The sequence below is a fragment of the Arthrobacter sp. 10N44_2 genome (assembly GCF_056394385.1).
On record NZ_JBFTHT010000019.1, the window covers coordinates 109155 to 127461 of the forward strand.

Genomic DNA, 18307 nt, shown 5'->3' on the forward strand with positions numbered 1-18307 from the left:
GACACGCTCCGGGCCATGAAGGAGCCCCGATGCCCGAATACTGGTACAACGTCAACACCCACGAGATCGAGGAAGACGCGATGTCCGACTGGAGCCAGCTGATCGGACCGTACAAGACCCGTGAGGAAGCCGAACACGCCCTGGAAAAGGTCAAGGCGCGCAATGAGGCTTGGGACAAGGACGAGGACGACTAGCCCGTACGGACCTGCTGCGCCCGCGGGAACGTCCCCCGGCGATCGCGGACCGGACACCGCGCAGGCTGACTGATTTTCTCCCGGCCCGTGATTCTCACCCTGTGAGGGTGGGTGCGAGCCGGTTGCCGACAGCCATACTGGGAAAATGCCGACGCGCGTTGCCCGCACCCGCGGCGCCCGAATATCAGACCTCGCCAGGCTGGCCCTTGCCTGGGCTGCCTCGACTGTAGCCCTCATTATCACCGGCGCCCTGCTTCCGGGGTTCTCTGCGGCCAGCTGGTGGTCATACGCCGCCGTGGCGGCGGCAGCCGGCCTCGTCGGCCTGGTCCTGCGCCCCGTGCTGGTGGAGATCTCGGCCAGGGTGGGCTGGGTGGCAGTACTTCTTACCGCCCTGGTGGGGCAGGCCCTGATCATGTACGTCGCCATCCGTCTGGTGCCCGGCATCGAGTCGACGCCGTTGACAGCCCTCGCCGCTACCTGGGTCAGTGCCGTGGTGGGCACGCTCATTTCGTGGGCCACCACAGCCGGAACCGATGACGGCCTCATCACGTCGCTGGCAGGACGGGCACGCCGGCAGGAAACGGTGACCGATCCGGAGGTGGACGGTGTCCTGTTCGTCCAGCTCGACGGGGTCCCCTTCCCGGTGCTGCAGTGGGCTATCCAGTCCGGGGGAGTGCCCCATCTCCGCCGCTGGCTGGCCTCGGGGGATTATCAGTTCCGTGAATGGACTCCCCAGCTGCCTTGCACGACGCCGGCGAGCCAGATGGGCATTCTGCACGGCACGGTCGCCGGGATCCCGGCCTTCCGGTGGTATGACCGTGAGCTCCAACGCGTCCTGGTGGCCAACCGTCCGGCAGACGCCCGGGTGATCGAGGACAGGCACAGCACCGGCCAGGGACTGCTCTGCGACGACGGCGTCTCCATCTCGAACCTGTTCACCGGTGACGCGCCCCGCTCGTTTTTGACGATGAGCCGGGTAGAGGTCCGGCGCGGCTCGACCCAAACCCGCCGGGCGTTCGCCTGGTTTTTTGCCACCCCGAACGGCTTCATGCGCAGCTTCACGCGGACCGTCGCCGAGATCTTCAAGGAGCGTTGGCAGGCCCGGAGACAGGTCAAACGTGACCTCAATCCGCGGGTGCGGCGGGACTGGACCTTCGCCCTGCTGCGGGCAGTCACCAACGGTCTGCTGCGGGACCTGAACACGGCGCTGGTGGCAGAGGAGCTGCGTCGCGGCACGAAGTGCATCTATGTCGACTACGTTGACTACGACGAGATCGCCCACCACGCAGGCATGTTCCGCCCCGAGTCGCTTGCAGCCCTGGATGGCTTGGACCGCACGCTCGGTGCCTTGGCCGAACTCGCCGGGTCCGCTCCCCGCCGCTACCGGCTGGTGGTGCTCTCGGACCACGGCCAGTCCCAGGGCACGCCGTTCGCGGACCGGTATGGCCAGGCGCTTGGTGATCTGTGCGCGGAACTGATGCAGGAACACGTTCAGAACGTGGACGCGTCCGTCGAGGGGCTCGGGCGCGCGGACTCCATCGCCGGCGACGTTGCCTCCGGCGGATTGTCCGGGAAGCTCGCCGGCCGTGCCGACGAGGTACTGACCAAGGCACAAGAGACGCCGGCACAGCAGACTTCCGGCCCAGGCGGCGCGGAGGATCCGGTGGTCGTGTTGGGCTCGGGCAACCTGGGCCTGGTGTACCTGCGCGGTGACCGGCGCCTGAGTCTCCAGGCCCTCGAGCATCGGTGGCCTTCCCTGGTCCCTGGCCTGGCGGGCCATCCCGGCGTCGGGTTCGTGGCCGGCATCGATGAGGAGGGCGGGGCGTGGGCGATCGGAAGCGGCGGGCGCGTCAATATCACCAGCGGGGCAGTGGAGGGCACCGACCCGCTGGCCGGTTTCGGGCCGCATGCGGCGCGGGTGCTGAATCTCGCGCTGATGCACCCCGAGGCGCCGGATCTCTATGTCAACAGCGCGGTGGATCCCGTGACCGGCGACGTTGCAGCATTCGAAGGCCTCGTGGGATCCCACGGGGGACTGGGGGGTTGGCAGGACCGCGCCGTGCTGATGGGCCCGGCCGATCTCATGGCGGGGCTGCCCGAGCGGATCGAGGGTGCCGGGGAACTCCACCGGGTGCTGGTGGCGATGCTTGAGTCCTGTGGCCAGCGCGCCACGACGGCGTCCCGCGGCTGAGCGACCAACGGAGGGATTTCCCGGGGCGGGTCCAATTCGAGGCCCTGGGCTTACGAGGGCGCAATCCAGGTCTGGCCGGGAGCGAGGACGACTGCCGTGCAGCCGGGAGCCTGTTCCGCCACGGCAGTGGCGAACCGGTGGCCGGGCCGCTCGAGCCAGCTCCGGGCAAAGTAGGTGACGAACGGAGGGTGCAGCGTCCCCCAGTGCACCGGCAGGGCGAACCGTGCGCCGCTCATCGCGACAGCCCGGGCGGCGGTCTCCGGAGTCAGGTGTCCCGCCGAGAGCCTCGGTCCCCACCCCCAGACCGGCACCAGAGCGACATCGATCGGCCCTCCGGCCATGGCGGGGAGCGCGGCCATCTCCGGGAACAAGCCCGTGTCACCCGCGATCCACACAATGCCCGACTGGCCGCGGACGAGCTGGCCATTGGCGTCGTTGGGCCGGTGCGGCATTGGCCGGCTGCGATGTTCGGCCGGCACCTGGCGAATCTGGACGCCGCTGCCTACCGGGGTCCAGCCGTCGCCCAAGGAAACTGTGTGCGCCAGCTTTCGGCGACGCAGCCAGGCCACGTTCGCCGGCGCGCTCATCAGCGGTGCCCCGCGCAGCATGCGCAGGGAACGCAACTCGGCGTGGTCGTGGTGCAGGTGAGAGAGGAGCACCGCGTCCGGTCGGTCCCACGAGACCGGGTCCGGACGCGGTGCCAGGCGTCGGAGCAACCCGGCATGGGAACGGAGCAGCGGATCGGTGAGGATCCGAACCCCGTCGAGATCCAGAACCACCGTGGAGTGACCAAGCCAGGTGATTCTCATGTCGGGCGTAGCCCGTTTTCGTGTCAGGCCAAGGCCTTTGCCTTGAGGGAATCAAACTCGGTCTGGTTGATGGCTCCGGAATCAAGCAGCGCCCTGGCATCGGCGATCTGGCCGGCCGGGCTGGCCGTCGAGCCTGCGGCCTGCTTGATGTACTCCTGCTGGGCAGCCTGCTGCTGGGCCAGCATCTTCATCTGACGATCGGTCATGCTCCGGCCCCGGGCGATCAGGTAGATGAGGGCGCCGAGCCAGGGAACGAAGATCAGCAGGATAACCCAGCCGGCCTTGGCCCAGCCGCTGAGCTCGTGGTCGCTGAACAAGTCCATCAGGCAGCGGAACCACACCATCAGCGCAGCGATCCAGATGAAGAACCAGAAACTCCAGAGCAGAACGTCCCAGAAGCTATTCGTGTCCATCGATACTCCTCGAATCGTGTCCGCCGGAGCCTGACCTTACGCTTAGCGCATGAAACCGTCCGGGCCGGCGGAACATCTTGAGGTCCTAATGCAGACCTTATTGGTCAGCCTGCCCGCACCTGAGGCGCAACGCATCGCCCGTGAAGGATGAGGTCTTGCAAAAGAGTCTCCGGATCCGGAAGGTCAGGGGCCCGCTGGAGCGGAACTAGAAGGAGTGTTCCGGGCCGGGGAACTGGCCTGAGCGCACGTCGTCGCCGTAGGCTTTTGCGGCGTCACTGAGCGACGTGCGGAGGTCGGCGTACTGTTTGACGAATTTCGCCATCTTTCCGCCGCGCAAACCGGCCATGTCCTGCCACACCAGGACCTGTCCGGTGGTGGCGCTGCCGGCGCCGATGCCGACCGTGGGGACGTCGACGGCGGCATCCACGGCGGCTGCCGTGGCGGCCGGGACCATTTCCATGAGCACGCTGAACGCGCCGGCGTCGGCCAGCGCGACGGCGTCGTCGATCAACCGCTGGGCGTCATCGCCGCGGCCCTGGACGCGGTAGCCGCCGAGGGAGTGTTCGCTCTGCGGGGTGAAACCGATGTGCGCCATGACGGGGATGCCGGCCTGGACCATGGCGCGGACGGTCTCGGCGTAGAACTTTCCGCCTTCAATCTTTACGGCGTGGGCCAGGCCCTCTTTCAGGAACCGGACGCCGGTGGCAACCGCCTGCTGGGCCGAGACCTCGTAGCTGCCGAACGGCAGGTCAGCGACCACCAGGGCCCGCCGTGCGGAGCGGGCGACGGCGCGGCACAGCGGAAGGAGCTCGTCCACCGTCACGGGAAGGCTGGTTTCGTTGCCGAAGACGTTGTTGGAGGCCGAATCGCCGACCAGGAGCACCTCGATGCCTGCCTGGTCAAAGATTTCTGCGGTGTACTGGTCATACGCGGTGAGCATGGCGAAGCGCTCACCGTTGACTTTGGCCGCCTGGAGATGATGCGTGCGGATCCTGGCCGCCGGTTTCCGGACCGCCTCCGCAGCCCCGCCGGCGCCGCCGTCGGCGGTCCCGCCTGTGCCACTGGCCGACGTGCCCGAAGAGGCGGCCGCTGAAGCCGCTGCCGGGCCGCTGCCGTAGGGGGCCGCGAGTTCTGCGGGCGTGCTGGAATCGGAGCTGTTACTTGAGGCCATGCCACGAGCGTAGTGCGAGACGAAGTGCCGCAGCTACCGCGGGTTGCCCCCGCCCGGCGTGAATCACGTCACACGGGCGGCCTGCGCGACGGCGCAATGCCCCCTCCCGCCGCGAATTCGTCCGGCTTTGTGTTAACGGTGTGTTACGCGGGGGTCCGGCTTCAGCAATCGGTGGCAATGCTTAGTAAAGTGAACCGTGAGCAGCCGCGGGGCCCATGTATGCCGGGCCCGGGGCGGATGGAAGAACCGGAAAGAGGCCAGTATGGACCGCCAGCAAGAGTTTGTCCTGCGGACGATCGAAGAGCGCGACGTGCGGTTTGTGCGCCTGTGGTTCACCGACGTCGTGGGATCGCTCAAGTCCGTGGCCCTGGCCCCGGCCGAGGTGGAAGGCGCCTTCGAGGAAGGACTCGGATTTGACGGTTCCTCGATCGAAGGCCTGGCCCGCGTCTTCGAATCCGACATGCTGGCCCAGCCGGATCCGGCAACGTTCCAGATCCTGCCGTGGCGCGGCGAGACCGAGGCCACATCGCGGATGTTCTGCGACATCCTGACGCCCGACGGCGAACCTTCCGCCGCGGACCCGCGCAACGTCCTCAAGCGCACCCTGGCCAAGGCCGCGGACATGGGCTTCACCTGCTACACCCACCCCGAGATCGAGTTCTACCTGCTCAAGTCCCAGGAGCCGGGCCCGGACGGATCACCGATCCCCGTGGACGAGGGCGGCTACTTCGACCACGTCCCGGGCGGCGTGGCCCAGGACTTCCGCCGGACCGCCGTGACCATGCTTGAATCGGTGGGCATCTCGGTGGAATTCAGCCACCACGAGGCAGGCCCGGGCCAGAACGAAATCGACCTGCGCTACGCCGACGCCCTGCAGACCGCGGATAACATCATGACGTTCCGCACGGTCATCAAGGAAGTCGCGCTGCAGCAGGGCACCTATGCCACCTTCATGCCCAAGCCCTTCACCGCCCACCCGGGTTCCGGCATGCACACCCACTTTTCCCTCTTCGAAGGGGACACCAACGCCTTCTACGAGGCCGGTTCCGAGTTCCAGCTTTCCGAGACGGCGCGCCAGTTCATCGCCGGCATCCTCAAGCACGCCCCCGAATTCACGGCCGTGACCAACCAGTTCGTCAACTCCTACAAGCGGCTCTGGGGCGGGGGAGAGGCACCGAGTTACCTGAGCTGGGGCCACAACAACCGCTCCGCCCTGGTCCGCGTCCCGCTGTACAAGCCCGGCAAGGGCCAGTCCGCGCGGATCGAATACCGTGGCATCGACTCCGCCGCCAACCCCTACCTGGCCTACGCCGTGCTGCTCGGTGCCGGCCTCAAGGGCATCGAGGAGGGCTACCAGCTCCCCGCGGCGGCGGAGGACGACATCTGGTCGCTGAGCTCGGCGGAACGCCGCGCCATGGGACACGACCCGCTGCCGGCCAGCCTGCACGACGCCATCCGGACCATGGAGGATTCCGAGCTCATGCCGCAGATCCTCGGCGAGCAGGTGTTCGAGCACTTCCTGCGCAACAAGCGTGCAGAATGGCAGGACTACCGCCTTCAGGTGACGCCCTACGAACTGCAGCGCAATCTGGGCATTCTGTAGGTTGCCCCGATGAGCCTGGCACGACGCCTCATTGCCGCCGGCTTCAGTGATCTCGACAAGGGCGAGCGGTTCCTGGCGGCCCGGGAACTGGAGGGACTCGACCAGGATGCCCTGTTCGCGGGGCTGCAGCTGGCGGCCAACCCGGACACGGCCCTGCAGTCCCTGGTCCGGCTGATCGAGAAGCACCCGGAACTGCGCAAGCTTGCCGTCGCAGACCCGGAAAGCAGCGAACCGCTGTACCGGGTCCTGGGGGCCTCCGAGGCGCTGGGCGAGTTCCTCATCCGCCACCCCGAACACCTCGATGCCTTCGACGTCCGGGTCAGTCCGGAACCGATGCCCGCGGACGCCGTGGCCCTGCGGACGCGCCTGCTGCAGTCGGTGCGGGCCGATCCCAAGTCTGCCCGGCCGGTGGCGGCCCTCAGCGGTCAGGAAGCCTACGCGGCCCTGCGCACCGCCTACCGGCGCGGGCTCGTGGAGCTCGCCATCAAGGACCTGTGCGCGGCCGATCCGCTGGACTTCATGCCGGCCGCGGGTGCGGAACTGGCGGATCTCGCTGGGGCTGCGCTCGAGGCGGCCCTCGCCGTGTCCCGGGCCGAGGCGGCGGAGAAGTTCGACGCCGCGGAGGTGGCCGACGTCGGCCTCGCCGTGATCGGCATGGGCAAGTGCGGTGCCCGCGAACTGAACTACATTTCCGACGTCGACGTCATCTACGTGATCGAGTCCGGCGCGCTGGAGGAGACCCGGGCCACGACCATCGGCACCGTCCTCGCCTCCGGGATCTCGCGCGCGATCATGTCCACGAGCCGCGAACCCGGGCTGTGGGAAGTCGATGCGAACCTCCGGCCCGAGGGCAAGTCGGGGCCGCTGGTCCGGACCCTCGCCTCGCACGAGAGCTATTACGCGCGCTGGGCCGAGAGCTGGGAATTCCAGGCCCTCCTGAAGGCCCGGACCATCGCCGGCGACACCGTTCTGGGGGCCCGCTACGAGGCAGCCCTGACGCCCCTGATCTGGTCTTCGGCCGGCCGGGAGGGCTTTGTCGAATCCGTCCGCGCCATGCGCCGCCGCGTCACCGAGCATATTCCGGCCGATGAGGAACAGCGGCAGATCAAGCTGGGCCGCGGCGGGCTGCGCGACGTCGAATTCACCGTCCAGCTGCTGCAGCTCGTGCACGGCAAGTCGGATGAATCCTTGCGCTGCCGGGACACCACCTCGGCCATCGCCGCGCTCTCCGCCGGCGGGTATATCGGCCGCTCCGACGCCGCGGAGTTCGACCGCGACTACCGGTACCTGCGGCTGCTCGAACACCGGATCCAGCTGTTCCAGCTGCGCCGGACGCACCTCATGCCGGTGAACGAAGCGTCGTTGCGTTCCCTCGCCAAGGCGGTCCTGGGACCGTTCTCCACCGAGCGGCCCAAGCCGGACGCCCTGGTCGCCGCTTGGCGAAAAACCAAGCGCTCCGTGCGGGAACTCCACGAACGAATCTTCTACCGCCCCCTGCTCAATACCGTCGCCACCCTGAGCAGCGAAGAGGCACGCCTGACCCCGGAAGCCGCCCAGGGCCGCCTCGCCGCCCTCGGTTACCTCGATCCCCCCGGCGCCATGCGGCACATCGAGGCCCTCACCGCCGGCGTGAGCCGGCGCGCGGCACTCCAGCGCCAGCTCCTGCCCATCCTGCTGGACTGGCTCGCCGACGGCGTGGACCCCGACGCCGGGCTGCTCGCCTTCCGGCGGGTCAGCGAGGCCCTCGGCACAACGCACTGGTACCTGGGCATGCTCCGGGATTCGACGGCCGCGGCCGAGCGGCTCTGCCACGTGCTCGCCAACTCCCGGCTGATCGCGGACCTGCTGGAGGTTTCGCCCGAATCAGTGGCGTGGCTGGGCACGGACAAGGAACTGGTGCCGCTCAGCTTCGAATCCCAATGGCTTGAAATCACCTCGAAGATGTCCCGGCACGCGGACCCGGAGAGCGCCATGCGGCTGATCCGGCTGATCCGGCGCCGGGAAATCCTCCGGGTAGCCATCGCGGACAGCGCCGGGCTGCTGGATCAGGACCAGGTGGGGGAATCCCTCGCCGACACGGACCGGGCCGCCGTGCTGGGGGCCCTGCGCGTGGCGGAGACAATCATCACCGCCGGGGAACCGCTGAAGACCCACGTGCTGGTGGTTGCGATGGGCCGTCAGGGCGGCCGGGAGATCGGCTACGGCTCGGACGCCGACGTCATGTACGTTCACCGCGGACTCCCCGGCGTGCCGGAAGCGGAGGCACAGGCTCAGGCCCTGCAGATCGTGGGCAAGCTCTCCAGCCTGCTGACCCAGCCGCTCAGACCGGCGATCCTGGCCGAGCGGGTACTCGCGGTGGACGCGGACCTGCGCCCCGAGGGCAAGAGCGGGCCCATGGTGCGGTCCCTGGAGTCCTATGCCGAGTACTACCGCCGGTGGTCCCTGGTCTGGGAGTCCCAGGCGTTGCTGCGGGCGCGCCCCATGGCCGGCGACGACGCCCTGGCCGAGGATTTCGTGGCGCTGATCGACACCATCCGGTACCCCGGGTCTTTGTCTGACCAGGACGTCCGGGAGGTGCGGCGGGTCAAGGCCAGGGTCGAGGCGGAGCGGCTGCCGCGCGGCGCCGATCCCGCCCGTCACCTGAAGCTTGGCCGGGGCGGGTTGAGTGACGTCGAGTGGCTGGCCCAGCTGCTCCAGCTCCGGCATGCCGGCCGGCATCCGCAGCTGCGGACCACGTCCACGGTGGACGCGCTCGAGGCGGCCGCGGCCCTGGACCTGATGGACGCGGGGGACACCGTCATCCTCCTCCGGGCCTGGCGGCTGGCGAGCCGGATCCGTTCGGCCAACGTCATCTGGACCGGCCGGCCCTCGGACCTGCTGCCCTCCTCCCGCCGCGACCTTGAGGCGGTGGCCCGCTGGTGCGGCTACGGACAAGGCAACGCCGCGGCGCTGGAGGAGGACTACCTGCGGTTGAGCCGGCGCGCCCGGGCGGTCTTCGAGCGGGTCTTCTACGGCCAATAGCGCCCGGCGGCGGCCTGCCGGCTGCTGACAGGGCCTACTGACACATGCTGCGGGCGGTGCTACCTTGGGCCAATGGCCAGGCAACTTTTTGTGAACCTTCCCGTCCGGAATCTGGATAAGACCGTTGAATTCTTCACGGCGCTGGGATTTTCCTTCAACCCCGACTTCACCGATGAGAACGCCACCTGCATGATCGTCAACGACGGCGCGTACGTGATGCTGCTCGTCGAGTCCTACTTCAAGACCTTCACCTCGAAGTCCGTCGCCGCTACGGCCGGCACCGCCGAGGTCATCATGTCCTTCTCGCTGGAGAGCCGCGAAGCCGTGGATGAGGTCATCCGTACCGCCCTGACTTCCGGGGGCACGGCATCGGAGGAGGCCCAGGACTACGGCTTCATGTACACGCACAGCTTCCAGGACCCGGACGGGCACCTCTGGGAAGTCTTCTGGATGGATCCGGCCGGACCGCCCAAAGACGCTGCGCTGTAGCCCCTTTCCGCTAGGGGCGGGCGCAGCCGGCGCGGGTACGCTGTCTACATGTCTGGACATGTATGGCTGCTGCCTTTGAAGAATCTCGACGACGACGCCCGGGCCATCAAGCTTGGGGAGATCGCGCTGCTGGAGCTCGGCGCAGGGCAGCAGAAGTTTGTGGGGGACCCGCTGCGGATGATGCTGATCGGGCTCGAGGAAGAGTCCCGGCACCCGTTCGCCGTGGATGAGAACGGGGCCGCCGTGGGAGTCCTGACGCTCCAGGCTGGGGCGGCGACCCTCGCGGGCTGGCCAGAGGACCACACGGCCTGGCTCCTGCGCGGCTTCCTGATCGACCGGCGGCAGCAGGGCAAGGGCCTCGGCACCCTCGCCGCGGAGGCCGCCGTGCGGGAGGCCGCCAAACTGACGGCGGACCTCGGCAGCGGCCAGGCCGGCGTCGTACTCTCCGTCAACGAACTGAACCCCGGCGGCCAAGCCGCATACCGCAGGGCCGGATTCGAGGACCGCGGCCGCTACGAAGGCGGCGACGCCGGACCGCAACGCATCATGTACCGGGCATTCTGACCGAAAGCGCATCTTGACTGGGACGGTGCGTGCCGCAGTATTGAACCAAGACCAGCCGCTGGAAAGGTGCATGATGGGTCACTCACAGATGCAGGTAGAACCGGTCATCCAGGAGCTCCACATCCCCGCCGGGCTGGCAGGGCCGGTTGAGTTGACGATGGACGTACGCTGTTTCCTTGTGCCGCACGCCGGGGGATTGCTGTTGATCGATACAGGCCTCAAGGGCAGCGAGGATGCGATTGCGGCGGCCTTGGACCGTGTCGGAGCAGCATGGAGTGACATCACCGACGTCGTCCTCACCCATTGGCATCCGGACCATGTCGGCGGCCTCGGCGAAGTCGTGGAACGGAGCCCGTTGGCAGCGATCTGGGCGGGCGCGGCTGACGTTTCCCAGATTTCTTCCGCAGTGCCGCTGCGCCCGCTCGTGGAACGAGACAGGGTCCGCGATATACAGATCGTGCAGACGCCTGGCCATACCGCGGGACACATCAGCCTGCTGCATGACGACGGAATGCTGTTCGTAGGGGACGCTGTGGGGACAGCCGGAGGTGTGATGAGACGGGCGCCGGAGCAGTTTACAGCGGACTCTGCGCGGGCCGAAGAGTCGCTTCTAAAACTGAGCCTGCTGGAGCCGGACAGGATGCTCTTTTCCCACGGACCGGAGATCCCCGATCCCGTAGGGGAATTACGCCGGCTTCTTGCCGTCAACGATGGTTGACAGACATTGATTGGCTCGATGGACGGCAAGGGGCCGGCCGAGGCACTCTACGCCGTGGCGGAGCTTCACAAAGAGCTGGCGCGCACGGAAACCGAAGTAGTGCTGCGTGCCCGGCGGGCCGGACTGTCGTGGGAGGCCATTGCGGTGTGCCTTGGCGTCAGCAAGCAGGCCGTGCACAAGAAGTACGGAAAGCGCTGAGGTGTGGAAGCGCTGAACCTTTTGTTTTGGAACTGTTCCGGCCGAATAGTGTCAGGCCGCTTGATCTAACTAGGCGCCGTAGTAGAGCTCTAACTAAACAGACCTGAGGTTATGAAGTTGGGAGGCGTTGAAATCCGCTAGCGTCCGGGGTTTTCGATGCTGTCCAAGATTGGCTCGAATTGCCCGGTTCTGAACTTCTTGCGGACTTTCTGCGGGCTGGAGGAACATCGGGACGGCCTGGCCACAACGCAGAAAACCCCCGCCGGTCGTGATGACCGGCGGGGGTTGGGCGCCCCCGAAAATGGGGGACGAGGAGTGACTGCGTCCCTAGATTCTGCGAACGGCAGCCGAAGGGGCTGAGGACGCGGTCGAGAACATATACGCACCCCGGGCAGTGACCTGTACCGTGAGCTTCTTCCCGACAATGCTGGCCGTGATCGTGTACGACGATGCTGTTGCGCCCTGAATGGCAACACCGTTTGCGTACCACTGATACGAGAACGTCTTGGCATTCGCGTTCCATTTACCCCTGGTGGCCGTTAGCTTTCGGCCGACCTTGGCAGTACCTGTCACAATCGGTTTCGATCCGTTGATGACGGAGGCGTCTACTACCGGTGCGGTGGCTGCCGAGGTAGACGAGTTTGAGGTGTAACCCGCGATAAGAGGTGTGACTGTTACGCTCAGCTTTTTTCCTAAGTCTTGCAACGTCATGTCATATGTGTCTGACGTGGCACCTCTAATAGCTTGTCCATCGCGTCTCCACTGGTAAGAGAAATCTTTGACTTCCGCAACACCTGCTATAACCGTCCTGGCGTAATCAGCGTTGGCAAAAAGTGGCATACCGACCAATCCGCCGGAAGGATTTATAATAGAAGGTTTGCCGTGAAAGGTGAGTGTGAAATCGAAAGTCATGGATCCTGCGACAACCTTGGTGGGTGCAAAGCCATCTTTCGATCCGGTCATGACCACATGAAGTTTCTTCCCCTTATCTGCGGCTACCAGTGTGTGTGCAGATCCGGTGTCGCCCTCGATCTTCCGGCCATCCCGATACCACTGATACTTTGCAACAACCTCGCCTACCTTCCATATGTCGTAATAAGCCATGACGAGGTCACCAATACCGCCGCGAGTCTGAGCCAACATGGGGACCTGACCCGATAACCAATGCGGTATTTTCTTCAATGATTTAGCCGCTGGCACTGACATTTCAGTGGCAACAGTTGTAGTTGCGGCCACGGAAGCAGCAGCAGAAGAACCTGAGATCATGGCAAGCGCCAGGACGGCGGCGGCAGCACCGCGGCACCCTCTACTGAAAGTTGACGGCGACGGCGTGAATTTGTTCGGCACGGTGCCCCGAACCCCCTTTTTAGGTAAACGGCTGGACAATATCATGCCCCTATGATCTTCCCCTAAGTGCAAAGCCGACGCTGATGAAAAGCGTAACAATGCGGATACGGAACTAACTATCAAAGACATTAGTCCGGCAGGAATTCGGGCAGACGGATTCCCCAGCGGATGCCGCGTAAGTGTTCCGGGCATCGCCGGTCTTCTTCAATATCCCAGTCAGCATCGGTGACGCGCTCCACGTTGCCGGCGGGGATCCATGCCCACTGCGATTGCCGCCCGTCGTAAAACATCCAACGTGTCACGCCCCAACTTCTTACCAACAGCCCGTATATCCGCGGGCGCACTGGGTTTTTCAGCCATAAAACTAGTCCTTGTATGAGTCCGAACCATCCAAAAAACGGACCCCGAGGATTACCCGCACAAACCAGAGGGATCACCGGCGGGCAGATCCGGGGGCTGCACGATGCCATGCCGGCGGTGCTGCGTCCCGCCGTGCTTCTGGCTGCCGTTGCGGCCTTGCGTGTGGCTGAGGCTGTTGCCCTTCGAGTCTCTGACGTGGACTTCATGCGGGGCGTCCTCACCCCGGCATCCAGAATCCGGGCGTGGAACTGAAGACGGAGGAATCAAAGAATCCAGTCCCGGTACCACAAGACTTCTGCCCGGAGTTGTCGAAGAATCATACGAAGTGGGGGAGTGACACCTTCGTCAATACCGAGTGGGGCCGCAGCATCTCGCCTCACCGCCTGGAGTTCAGATTCAGGGAAGCGCGGGATGCCGTCGAAGGGCTCCCCGAGGGGTTCCGATTCCACGATCTAAGGCATTACTTCGCGTCCCGACGGCACGCGTCAGCGAAGACGACGCTCGATGTGTATGGGCATATGTGGCCAGACAAAGAAGAGTCCGCACGTGCTGCCGTTGCGGAAGTGCTGACAGCTCGTGCGGACTCTCTGCGGACTAAACCCTGTTTAGCCCCGTGATCTAATTAGACGCCGTAGTAGAGCTCAAACTCGTACGGGTTCGGGCGCAGCGAAAGCGGACGGATCTCGTTCTCGTACTTGTACTCGATCCAGGTGTCGATCAGGTCCTGGGTGAAGACGCCGCCGGCCTGCAGGAACTCGTTGTCCTCGGCCAGTGCATCCAGGGCCTCCTCGAGGGTGCCCGGAGCCTTGGGGATGTCCTTGGCTTCTTCGGCCGGGAGCTCGTAGAGGTCCTTGTCGATCGGAGCCGGGGGTTCGATCCGGTTACGGATGCCGTCGATGCCGGCCATCAGCTGGGCAGCGAACGCCAGGTACGGGTTGGAGGAGGGGTCCGGCGCGCGGAACTCGATGCGCTTGGCCTTCGGATTGGACCCCGTGATCGGGATACGGATACCGGCGGAGCGGTTGCCCTGCGAGTAAACCATGTTGACCGGGGCTTCGAAACCCTTGACCAGGCGGCGGTAGGAGTTCACCGTCGGGTTGGTGAAGGCCAGGACAGCGGAAGAGTGCTTCAGCAGGCCACCGATGTACCAGCGGGCGGTGTCGGACAGGCCGGCGTAGCCCTTCTCGTCGTAGAACAGCGGCTCGCCGCCGGTCCACAGCGACTGGTGGCAGTGCATGCCCGAGCCGTTGTCACCGAAGACAGGCTTCGGCATGAAGGTCACGGACTTGCCCCAGGCATCGGCGGTGTTCTTGATGACGTACTTGAACTTCTGCAGGTCATCAGCCGCGTGGGTCAGGGTAGTGAACTTGTAGTTGATTTCAGCCTGGCCGGCGGAGCCGACTTCGTGGTGGCTGCGCTCGACCTCAAGGCCGGCCTCGTCCAGGGCAACGCACATAGCGTCGCGCAGGTCGGCCTGCTTGTCGGTGGGGGAGACCGGGAAGTATCCGCCCTTGACCGGGGTCTTGTAGCCGAGGTTTCCGCCCTCTTCCTCACGGCCCGAATTCCAGTGTGCTTCCTCGGAGTCGATCTTGTAGAAGCTGCCCTGCGGGGAAGACTGGTACTGGACGTTGTCGAAGACGAAGAACTCGGCCTCGGGAGCGAAGAAAGCGGTGTCGGCAATGCCGGTCGAAGCCAGGTAGGCCTCCGCCTTCTCGGCCACGCCGCGGGGATCGCGGTGGTAAGGGTCACCGGTACGCGGGTTCACGATCGAGAAGTTCAGTGCAAGGGTCTTCTCCATGCGGAACGTGTCGATGAACGCCGTCGTGACGTCCGGGATGAGCTGCATGTCAGACTCGGCGATGCCCTGGAAGCCGCGGATCGAAGATCCGTCGAAAAGCTGGCCGTTGACGAAGAAGTCGGCGTCAACGCTCTTGGCAGGCACGTTGAAGTGCTGCTGAACGCCCGGGAGATCGGTGAAGCGGATATCGACGAATTTGATGTCTTCGTCCTTGATGAACTTGAGGACTTCGTCCGCAGTCTTGAACATCTATGCTCCTTACGCATATGAAAGATCTGGCCGTCAGGCACATTTGTCCAGCGCAGTCCAACAGCGGAGAAGGCAAAAAAGCTTCCCCGCTTCGCAGTCGCTAGCAACTGTTACCACCCTAAGGACAAGGGATTTCCCCGCAGTGTCCGCATTGTTTCGGGGAGGTTACAGAATGTCCTGACACGTAAACGCTAGTCGCCAGTCCACACTGTGGCCTATCTGGTCCACAATGTGACACCCTACCTCCCACACTATGGACAGGCCAGAGCCGATAAGCTTGGAGGGTGGTTGATCGCAAAGACATCGGTTCATGGCTCACCGGGCCGGACACATCCGGCATCTCCAGGTACCCGGGGGAGCGGCTCGGGCTGCCCGAGTCCGGGGCAGGGTCGATCGCCCGTGCCGGCCGGCGCATCCTGGCGATCTGCATTGACTGGGGCATCGCGCTGTTGATCAGCAATTTCGCCTTCGGCGGCGACTCCTGGGCCACGCTTGCCGTGTTTGCCATCGAGCAGATCCTGCTGATCGGCACCCTCGGCTACGGCATCGGCCACCGGATCGTGGGAATCCACGTGGTCCGGCTGGGCGGCGGCCCGGCGGGTCCGCTCGCGGCCCTGGTGCGCACTCTGCTGCTGTGCCTCGTTATCCCTGCCGTCATCTTCGACCCGGACCAGCGCGGCCTCCACGACAAGGCCATGAATACGGTGCTCGTCCGGATGTAGCAATCCGCGGCCGGATGCGCGACGGCGGTGCCAGGCAACCAGGCGCGGCGGCCCCCGTCCGTTGGCCACGAATGGCCGCTAACCGCCCCGTTTGGCGGCGGCCCCGTCCGTTTGCCACGAATGGCCGCTGACCTCCCTGTTTGGCGGCGGACCCGTCCGTTTGCCACGAATGGCCGCTAACCGCCCCGTTGCGCGGCGGCCCCCCGTCCGTTGGCCACGAATGGCCGCTAACCGCCCCGCATTGCGGCCATGTGCGTCAGATGGGCACAGCGATGGTGCCGGGGCGCACAGAAACCCGAGGTCCTCGGCGGACTAGACCCCCGCCGTCTCCTGGGCCGGCGTCGGCGCAGCCTCTCCCGACCGTTCCGTCAGGTATCCGTGGCGGCCGGCCCAGCGCTCAAACCACACCGTCGCGAAGGGGAAGACGGCGGAGAGCCCTGAGAGCAAGGCAACCCGGAACGGCCAGCGGAGCATTGCCCACAGGCTCAGTGCCGCAATCGCGTAGCCGATGAAGAACGCCCCGTGGATCGGACCGGCAATCTCCACGCCGAGTTCCGTCGTCCTGGTGATCCATTTGAGCACCATGCCGAGCAACAGCGCGGCCCAGCTGAACGCTTCGGCGATCGCCAGCCCCCGGAAGATGCGGATCATCGTGGCGGTCGAGGGAAGTTTCATGCGTATCTCCTGAGTTCTTGCGTCCGTTTTCGCGGTGTCCGGTGTCGCTTTGTCCGGTACCTCGCGTCCGTTGTCCCGCGTCCGGTACCTCGCGTCCGGTGTCCCGGGTCCGGTGGCCCGGCGCCGGGCGGGCCGACGTCGGGCAGTAAGAGAAACGCCCCGGCTGGCGGCCTGAGGTGGCCGTGAACCGGGGCGATTCTGTTCTGCGGGCAATTCCATCATGCGGTGCGTTACTGCCGCCCGCCTAGCGTCCGCGGGTGGGGCGGGCCTTGTAGGGATCGATGCCCTTCGGGATGGGCAGGCGGCCGCCAAGCGAGGAAATGCGCTTCGACACGGCGCTGACCTCGGTCTTGGTCAGTTCGCTCTTGAGTTTGTTCATCTTCCTGGCGATCTGGCTGAGCGGCACCTGGCCCTCGCCGCGGCCGCTTTCGATCACGTGGATGGTGACGTTGGGGAGGATGCGCGCAAGGCGCTTGCGCTCGGCGTCGACCAGCGGCTTGACCCGGTTGCTGGGGCCTTCGCTGACGAGCACGACGCCGGGACGGCCGATGGCGCGGAAGACGGCATCTTGCGTGCGGGGGTTCACGGCGACGGGCTGGTCCTCGGTGATCCAGCCGCGCTTGAGCGTGCCCAGCGCGGCACCTGACGCGCCGGGCTGGTTCTCGATCTGCGCGAACGCGGCGCGCTCGGCACGGCGGGACAGGATCAGCGTGGCCGCAAGGGCGCCCAGGGCGATGCCGATGATCAGGCCGGTGATCCAGTTGTCGAGCAGGAAACCGACCAGCAGGCTGAGGGCAACAACACCCAGGAACGCCAGCAACATGAGCCACGGAACCATGGGATCGTGGCGGCGAGTCATCTGGAAGACCTCGCCGATCTGCTTCAGCCGGCTCGGCTTCTTGGCCTTTGCTTCCTTGGGCTTACGGGAGAAAAGACCGCGCTTCGGAGCTTCGGAAGCCGGGCTGGAGTTGCTGGGATCAGGGGAATTCGCCATAGTTCCTTAATTCTACGTGATGGACGGCCAAGGGCCGGCACCGGAGTCATCCGGTGCCGGCCCTTAAGCGGAAGGGTGTCAGAGCAGGGTTCAGGAATGTGCCGCGAGCAGCGAGCTGGCTTCCTGGCGGGTGCTTCCGGAGCTTTCGATGTGTGCGAGCTCGGCCGGGATTTCCCAGCCCTTCTTGCGCATCGCGGTGGCCCAGAGCCGGCCGGCGCGGTAGGAGGAACGCACCAGGGGCCCGGACATGACGCCCAGGAAGCCGATCTCGTCCGCCTCATTTTGCAGGTCGACGAATTCCTGCGGCTTGACCCAGCGGTCCACCGGCAGGTGGCGTTCGGACGGGCGCAGGTACTGGGTGATGGTGATCAGGTCGCAGCCGGCCTCGTGCAGGTCCCGCAGCGCCTCGGAGATTTCCTCGCGGGTCTCGCCCATGCCGAGGATCAGGTTCGACTTGGTCACCATGCCGAGCTTGCGGCCCTGGGTGATGACGTCCAGGGAGCGCTCGTAGCGGAACGCCGGGCGGATCCGCTTGAAGATCCGGGGCACGGTTTCGACGTTGTGGGCGAACACCTCGGGCTTGGAGTCGCAGATCGCCGCGATGTGCTCGGGCTTGCCGGAGAAATCGGGGATCAGCAGTTCGACGCCGGTGCCCGGGTTCAGTTCGTGGATCTTGCGGACCGTCTCGGCGTAGAGCCAGACGCCCTCGTCGGCGAGGTCGTCGCGGGCCACGCCGGTGACGGTGGCGTAACGCAGCTGCATGGCCTGGACCGAGCGGGCCACCTTGGTGG

General features: G+C 65.8%; 18 protein-coding genes. 9 read left to right on the forward strand and 9 right to left on the reverse strand.

Annotation, left to right across the window (positions count from 1 at the left end; translation table 11 throughout):
• Window positions 1-29: 29 nt before the first annotated feature.
• Window positions 30-194 (forward strand): SPOR domain-containing protein, encoded by a 165-nt coding sequence (locus AC1DBX_RS17765; protein WP_018772367.1) that lies wholly within the window; start codon window positions 30-32, stop codon window positions 192-194.
• Window positions 195-339: 145 nt separating this feature from the next.
• On the forward strand, window positions 340-2385 hold the full coding sequence (locus tag AC1DBX_RS17770) for a phage holin family protein (protein ID WP_476932355.1): 2046 nt from the start codon (window positions 340-342) through the stop codon (window positions 2383-2385).
• A 50-nt stretch (window positions 2386-2435) separates the two neighbouring features.
• Here AC1DBX_RS17770 and AC1DBX_RS17775 read toward each other — a convergent pair whose 3' ends face one another.
• The 3 genes from AC1DBX_RS17775 to panB form a co-directional block, all read right to left on the reverse strand.
• Window positions 2436-3194: an MBL fold metallo-hydrolase gene (locus AC1DBX_RS17775; RefSeq protein ID WP_476932356.1), complete on the reverse strand. Its 759-nt coding sequence runs from the start codon at window positions 3192-3194 to the stop codon at window positions 2436-2438.
• Between the two features lie 23 nt (window positions 3195-3217).
• Window positions 3218-3607 carry an SHOCT domain-containing protein gene (locus AC1DBX_RS17780; protein ID WP_028275861.1) on the reverse strand — a complete coding sequence of 130 codons (390 nt, stop codon included), beginning with the start codon at window positions 3605-3607 and terminating at the stop codon, window positions 3218-3220.
• 205 nt (window positions 3608-3812) lie between these two features.
• On the reverse strand, window positions 3813-4778 hold the full coding sequence (gene panB, locus AC1DBX_RS17785) for a 3-methyl-2-oxobutanoate hydroxymethyltransferase (RefSeq protein ID WP_476873072.1): 966 nt from the start codon (window positions 4776-4778) through the stop codon (window positions 3813-3815).
• 262 nt (window positions 4779-5040) lie between these two features.
• Here panB and glnA (AC1DBX_RS17790) point away from each other — a divergent pair, with 262 nt between their 5' ends.
• The 6 genes from glnA (AC1DBX_RS17790) to AC1DBX_RS17815 all read left to right on the forward strand — a co-directional run bounded on the left by glnA (AC1DBX_RS17790) (window position 5041) and on the right by AC1DBX_RS17815 (window position 11371).
• The gene (gene glnA / locus AC1DBX_RS17790) at window positions 5041-6381 is read left to right on the forward strand and encodes a type I glutamate--ammonia ligase (protein WP_028275859.1); all 1341 of its coding nucleotides are present in this window, start codon (window positions 5041-5043) and stop codon (window positions 6379-6381) included.
• 9 nt (window positions 6382-6390) lie between these two features.
• The gene (locus AC1DBX_RS17795; protein ID WP_476932357.1) at window positions 6391-9402 is read left to right on the forward strand and encodes a bifunctional [glutamine synthetase] adenylyltransferase/[glutamine synthetase]-adenylyl-L-tyrosine phosphorylase; all 3012 of its coding nucleotides are present in this window, start codon (window positions 6391-6393) and stop codon (window positions 9400-9402) included.
• Window positions 9403-9474: 72 nt separating this feature from the next.
• Window positions 9475-9891, forward strand: a complete 417-nt coding sequence (locus AC1DBX_RS17800; protein ID WP_026266248.1) for a VOC family protein — start codon at window positions 9475-9477, stop codon at window positions 9889-9891.
• A gap of 48 nt (window positions 9892-9939) precedes the next feature.
• Entirely contained in the window at window positions 9940-10455 is a 516-nt protein-coding gene (locus AC1DBX_RS17805; RefSeq protein ID WP_476859841.1) for a GNAT family N-acetyltransferase, read from the forward strand.
• An 88-nt stretch (window positions 10456-10543) separates the two neighbouring features.
• Window positions 10544-11173: an MBL fold metallo-hydrolase gene (locus AC1DBX_RS17810; protein ID WP_476932358.1), complete on the forward strand. Its 630-nt coding sequence runs from the start codon at window positions 10544-10546 to the stop codon at window positions 11171-11173.
• 18 nt (window positions 11174-11191) lie between these two features.
• Window positions 11192-11371 (forward strand): death domain-containing protein, encoded by a 180-nt coding sequence (locus AC1DBX_RS17815; protein WP_476932359.1) that lies wholly within the window; start codon window positions 11192-11194, stop codon window positions 11369-11371.
• 327 nt (window positions 11372-11698) lie between these two features.
• On the opposite strand, the gene AC1DBX_RS17820 is transcribed toward AC1DBX_RS17815, so the two are convergent.
• The 3 genes from AC1DBX_RS17820 to glnA (AC1DBX_RS17830) all read right to left on the reverse strand — a co-directional run bounded on the left by AC1DBX_RS17820 (window position 11699) and on the right by glnA (AC1DBX_RS17830) (window position 15125).
• Entirely contained in the window at window positions 11699-12718 is a 1020-nt protein-coding gene (locus AC1DBX_RS17820) for a hypothetical protein (protein WP_476873074.1), read from the reverse strand.
• 128 nt (window positions 12719-12846) lie between these two features.
• On the reverse strand, window positions 12847-13020 hold the full coding sequence (locus AC1DBX_RS17825) for a hypothetical protein (RefSeq protein WP_476932360.1): 174 nt from the start codon (window positions 13018-13020) through the stop codon (window positions 12847-12849).
• A 680-nt stretch (window positions 13021-13700) separates the two neighbouring features.
• Window positions 13701-15125 (reverse strand): type I glutamate--ammonia ligase, encoded by a 1425-nt coding sequence (gene glnA / locus AC1DBX_RS17830; protein ID WP_018772378.1) that lies wholly within the window; start codon window positions 15123-15125, stop codon window positions 13701-13703.
• Between the two features lie 284 nt (window positions 15126-15409).
• Between glnA (AC1DBX_RS17830) and AC1DBX_RS17835 the strand changes: the two genes are divergently transcribed.
• Window positions 15410-15847: an RDD family protein gene (locus AC1DBX_RS17835; RefSeq protein ID WP_459384400.1), complete on the forward strand. Its 438-nt coding sequence runs from the start codon at window positions 15410-15412 to the stop codon at window positions 15845-15847.
• Window positions 15848-16159: 312 nt separating this feature from the next.
• Here the strand turns inward: AC1DBX_RS17835 and AC1DBX_RS17840 are convergent, their stop codons facing one another.
• The 3 genes from AC1DBX_RS17840 to AC1DBX_RS17850 all read right to left on the reverse strand — a co-directional run.
• Complete coding sequence (locus AC1DBX_RS17840) at window positions 16160-16522, reverse strand: DUF3817 domain-containing protein (RefSeq protein WP_476870589.1); 363 nt, start codon at window positions 16520-16522, stop codon at window positions 16160-16162.
• Between the two features lie 244 nt (window positions 16523-16766).
• The gene (locus tag AC1DBX_RS17845) at window positions 16767-17516 is read right to left on the reverse strand and encodes a DUF4191 domain-containing protein (protein ID WP_476932361.1); all 750 of its coding nucleotides are present in this window, start codon (window positions 17514-17516) and stop codon (window positions 16767-16769) included.
• A 90-nt stretch (window positions 17517-17606) separates the two neighbouring features.
• Window positions 17607-18307 (reverse strand): lipoyl synthase (locus tag AC1DBX_RS17850; RefSeq protein WP_476932362.1); only part of this gene is annotated, 701 nt, incomplete at its 5' end.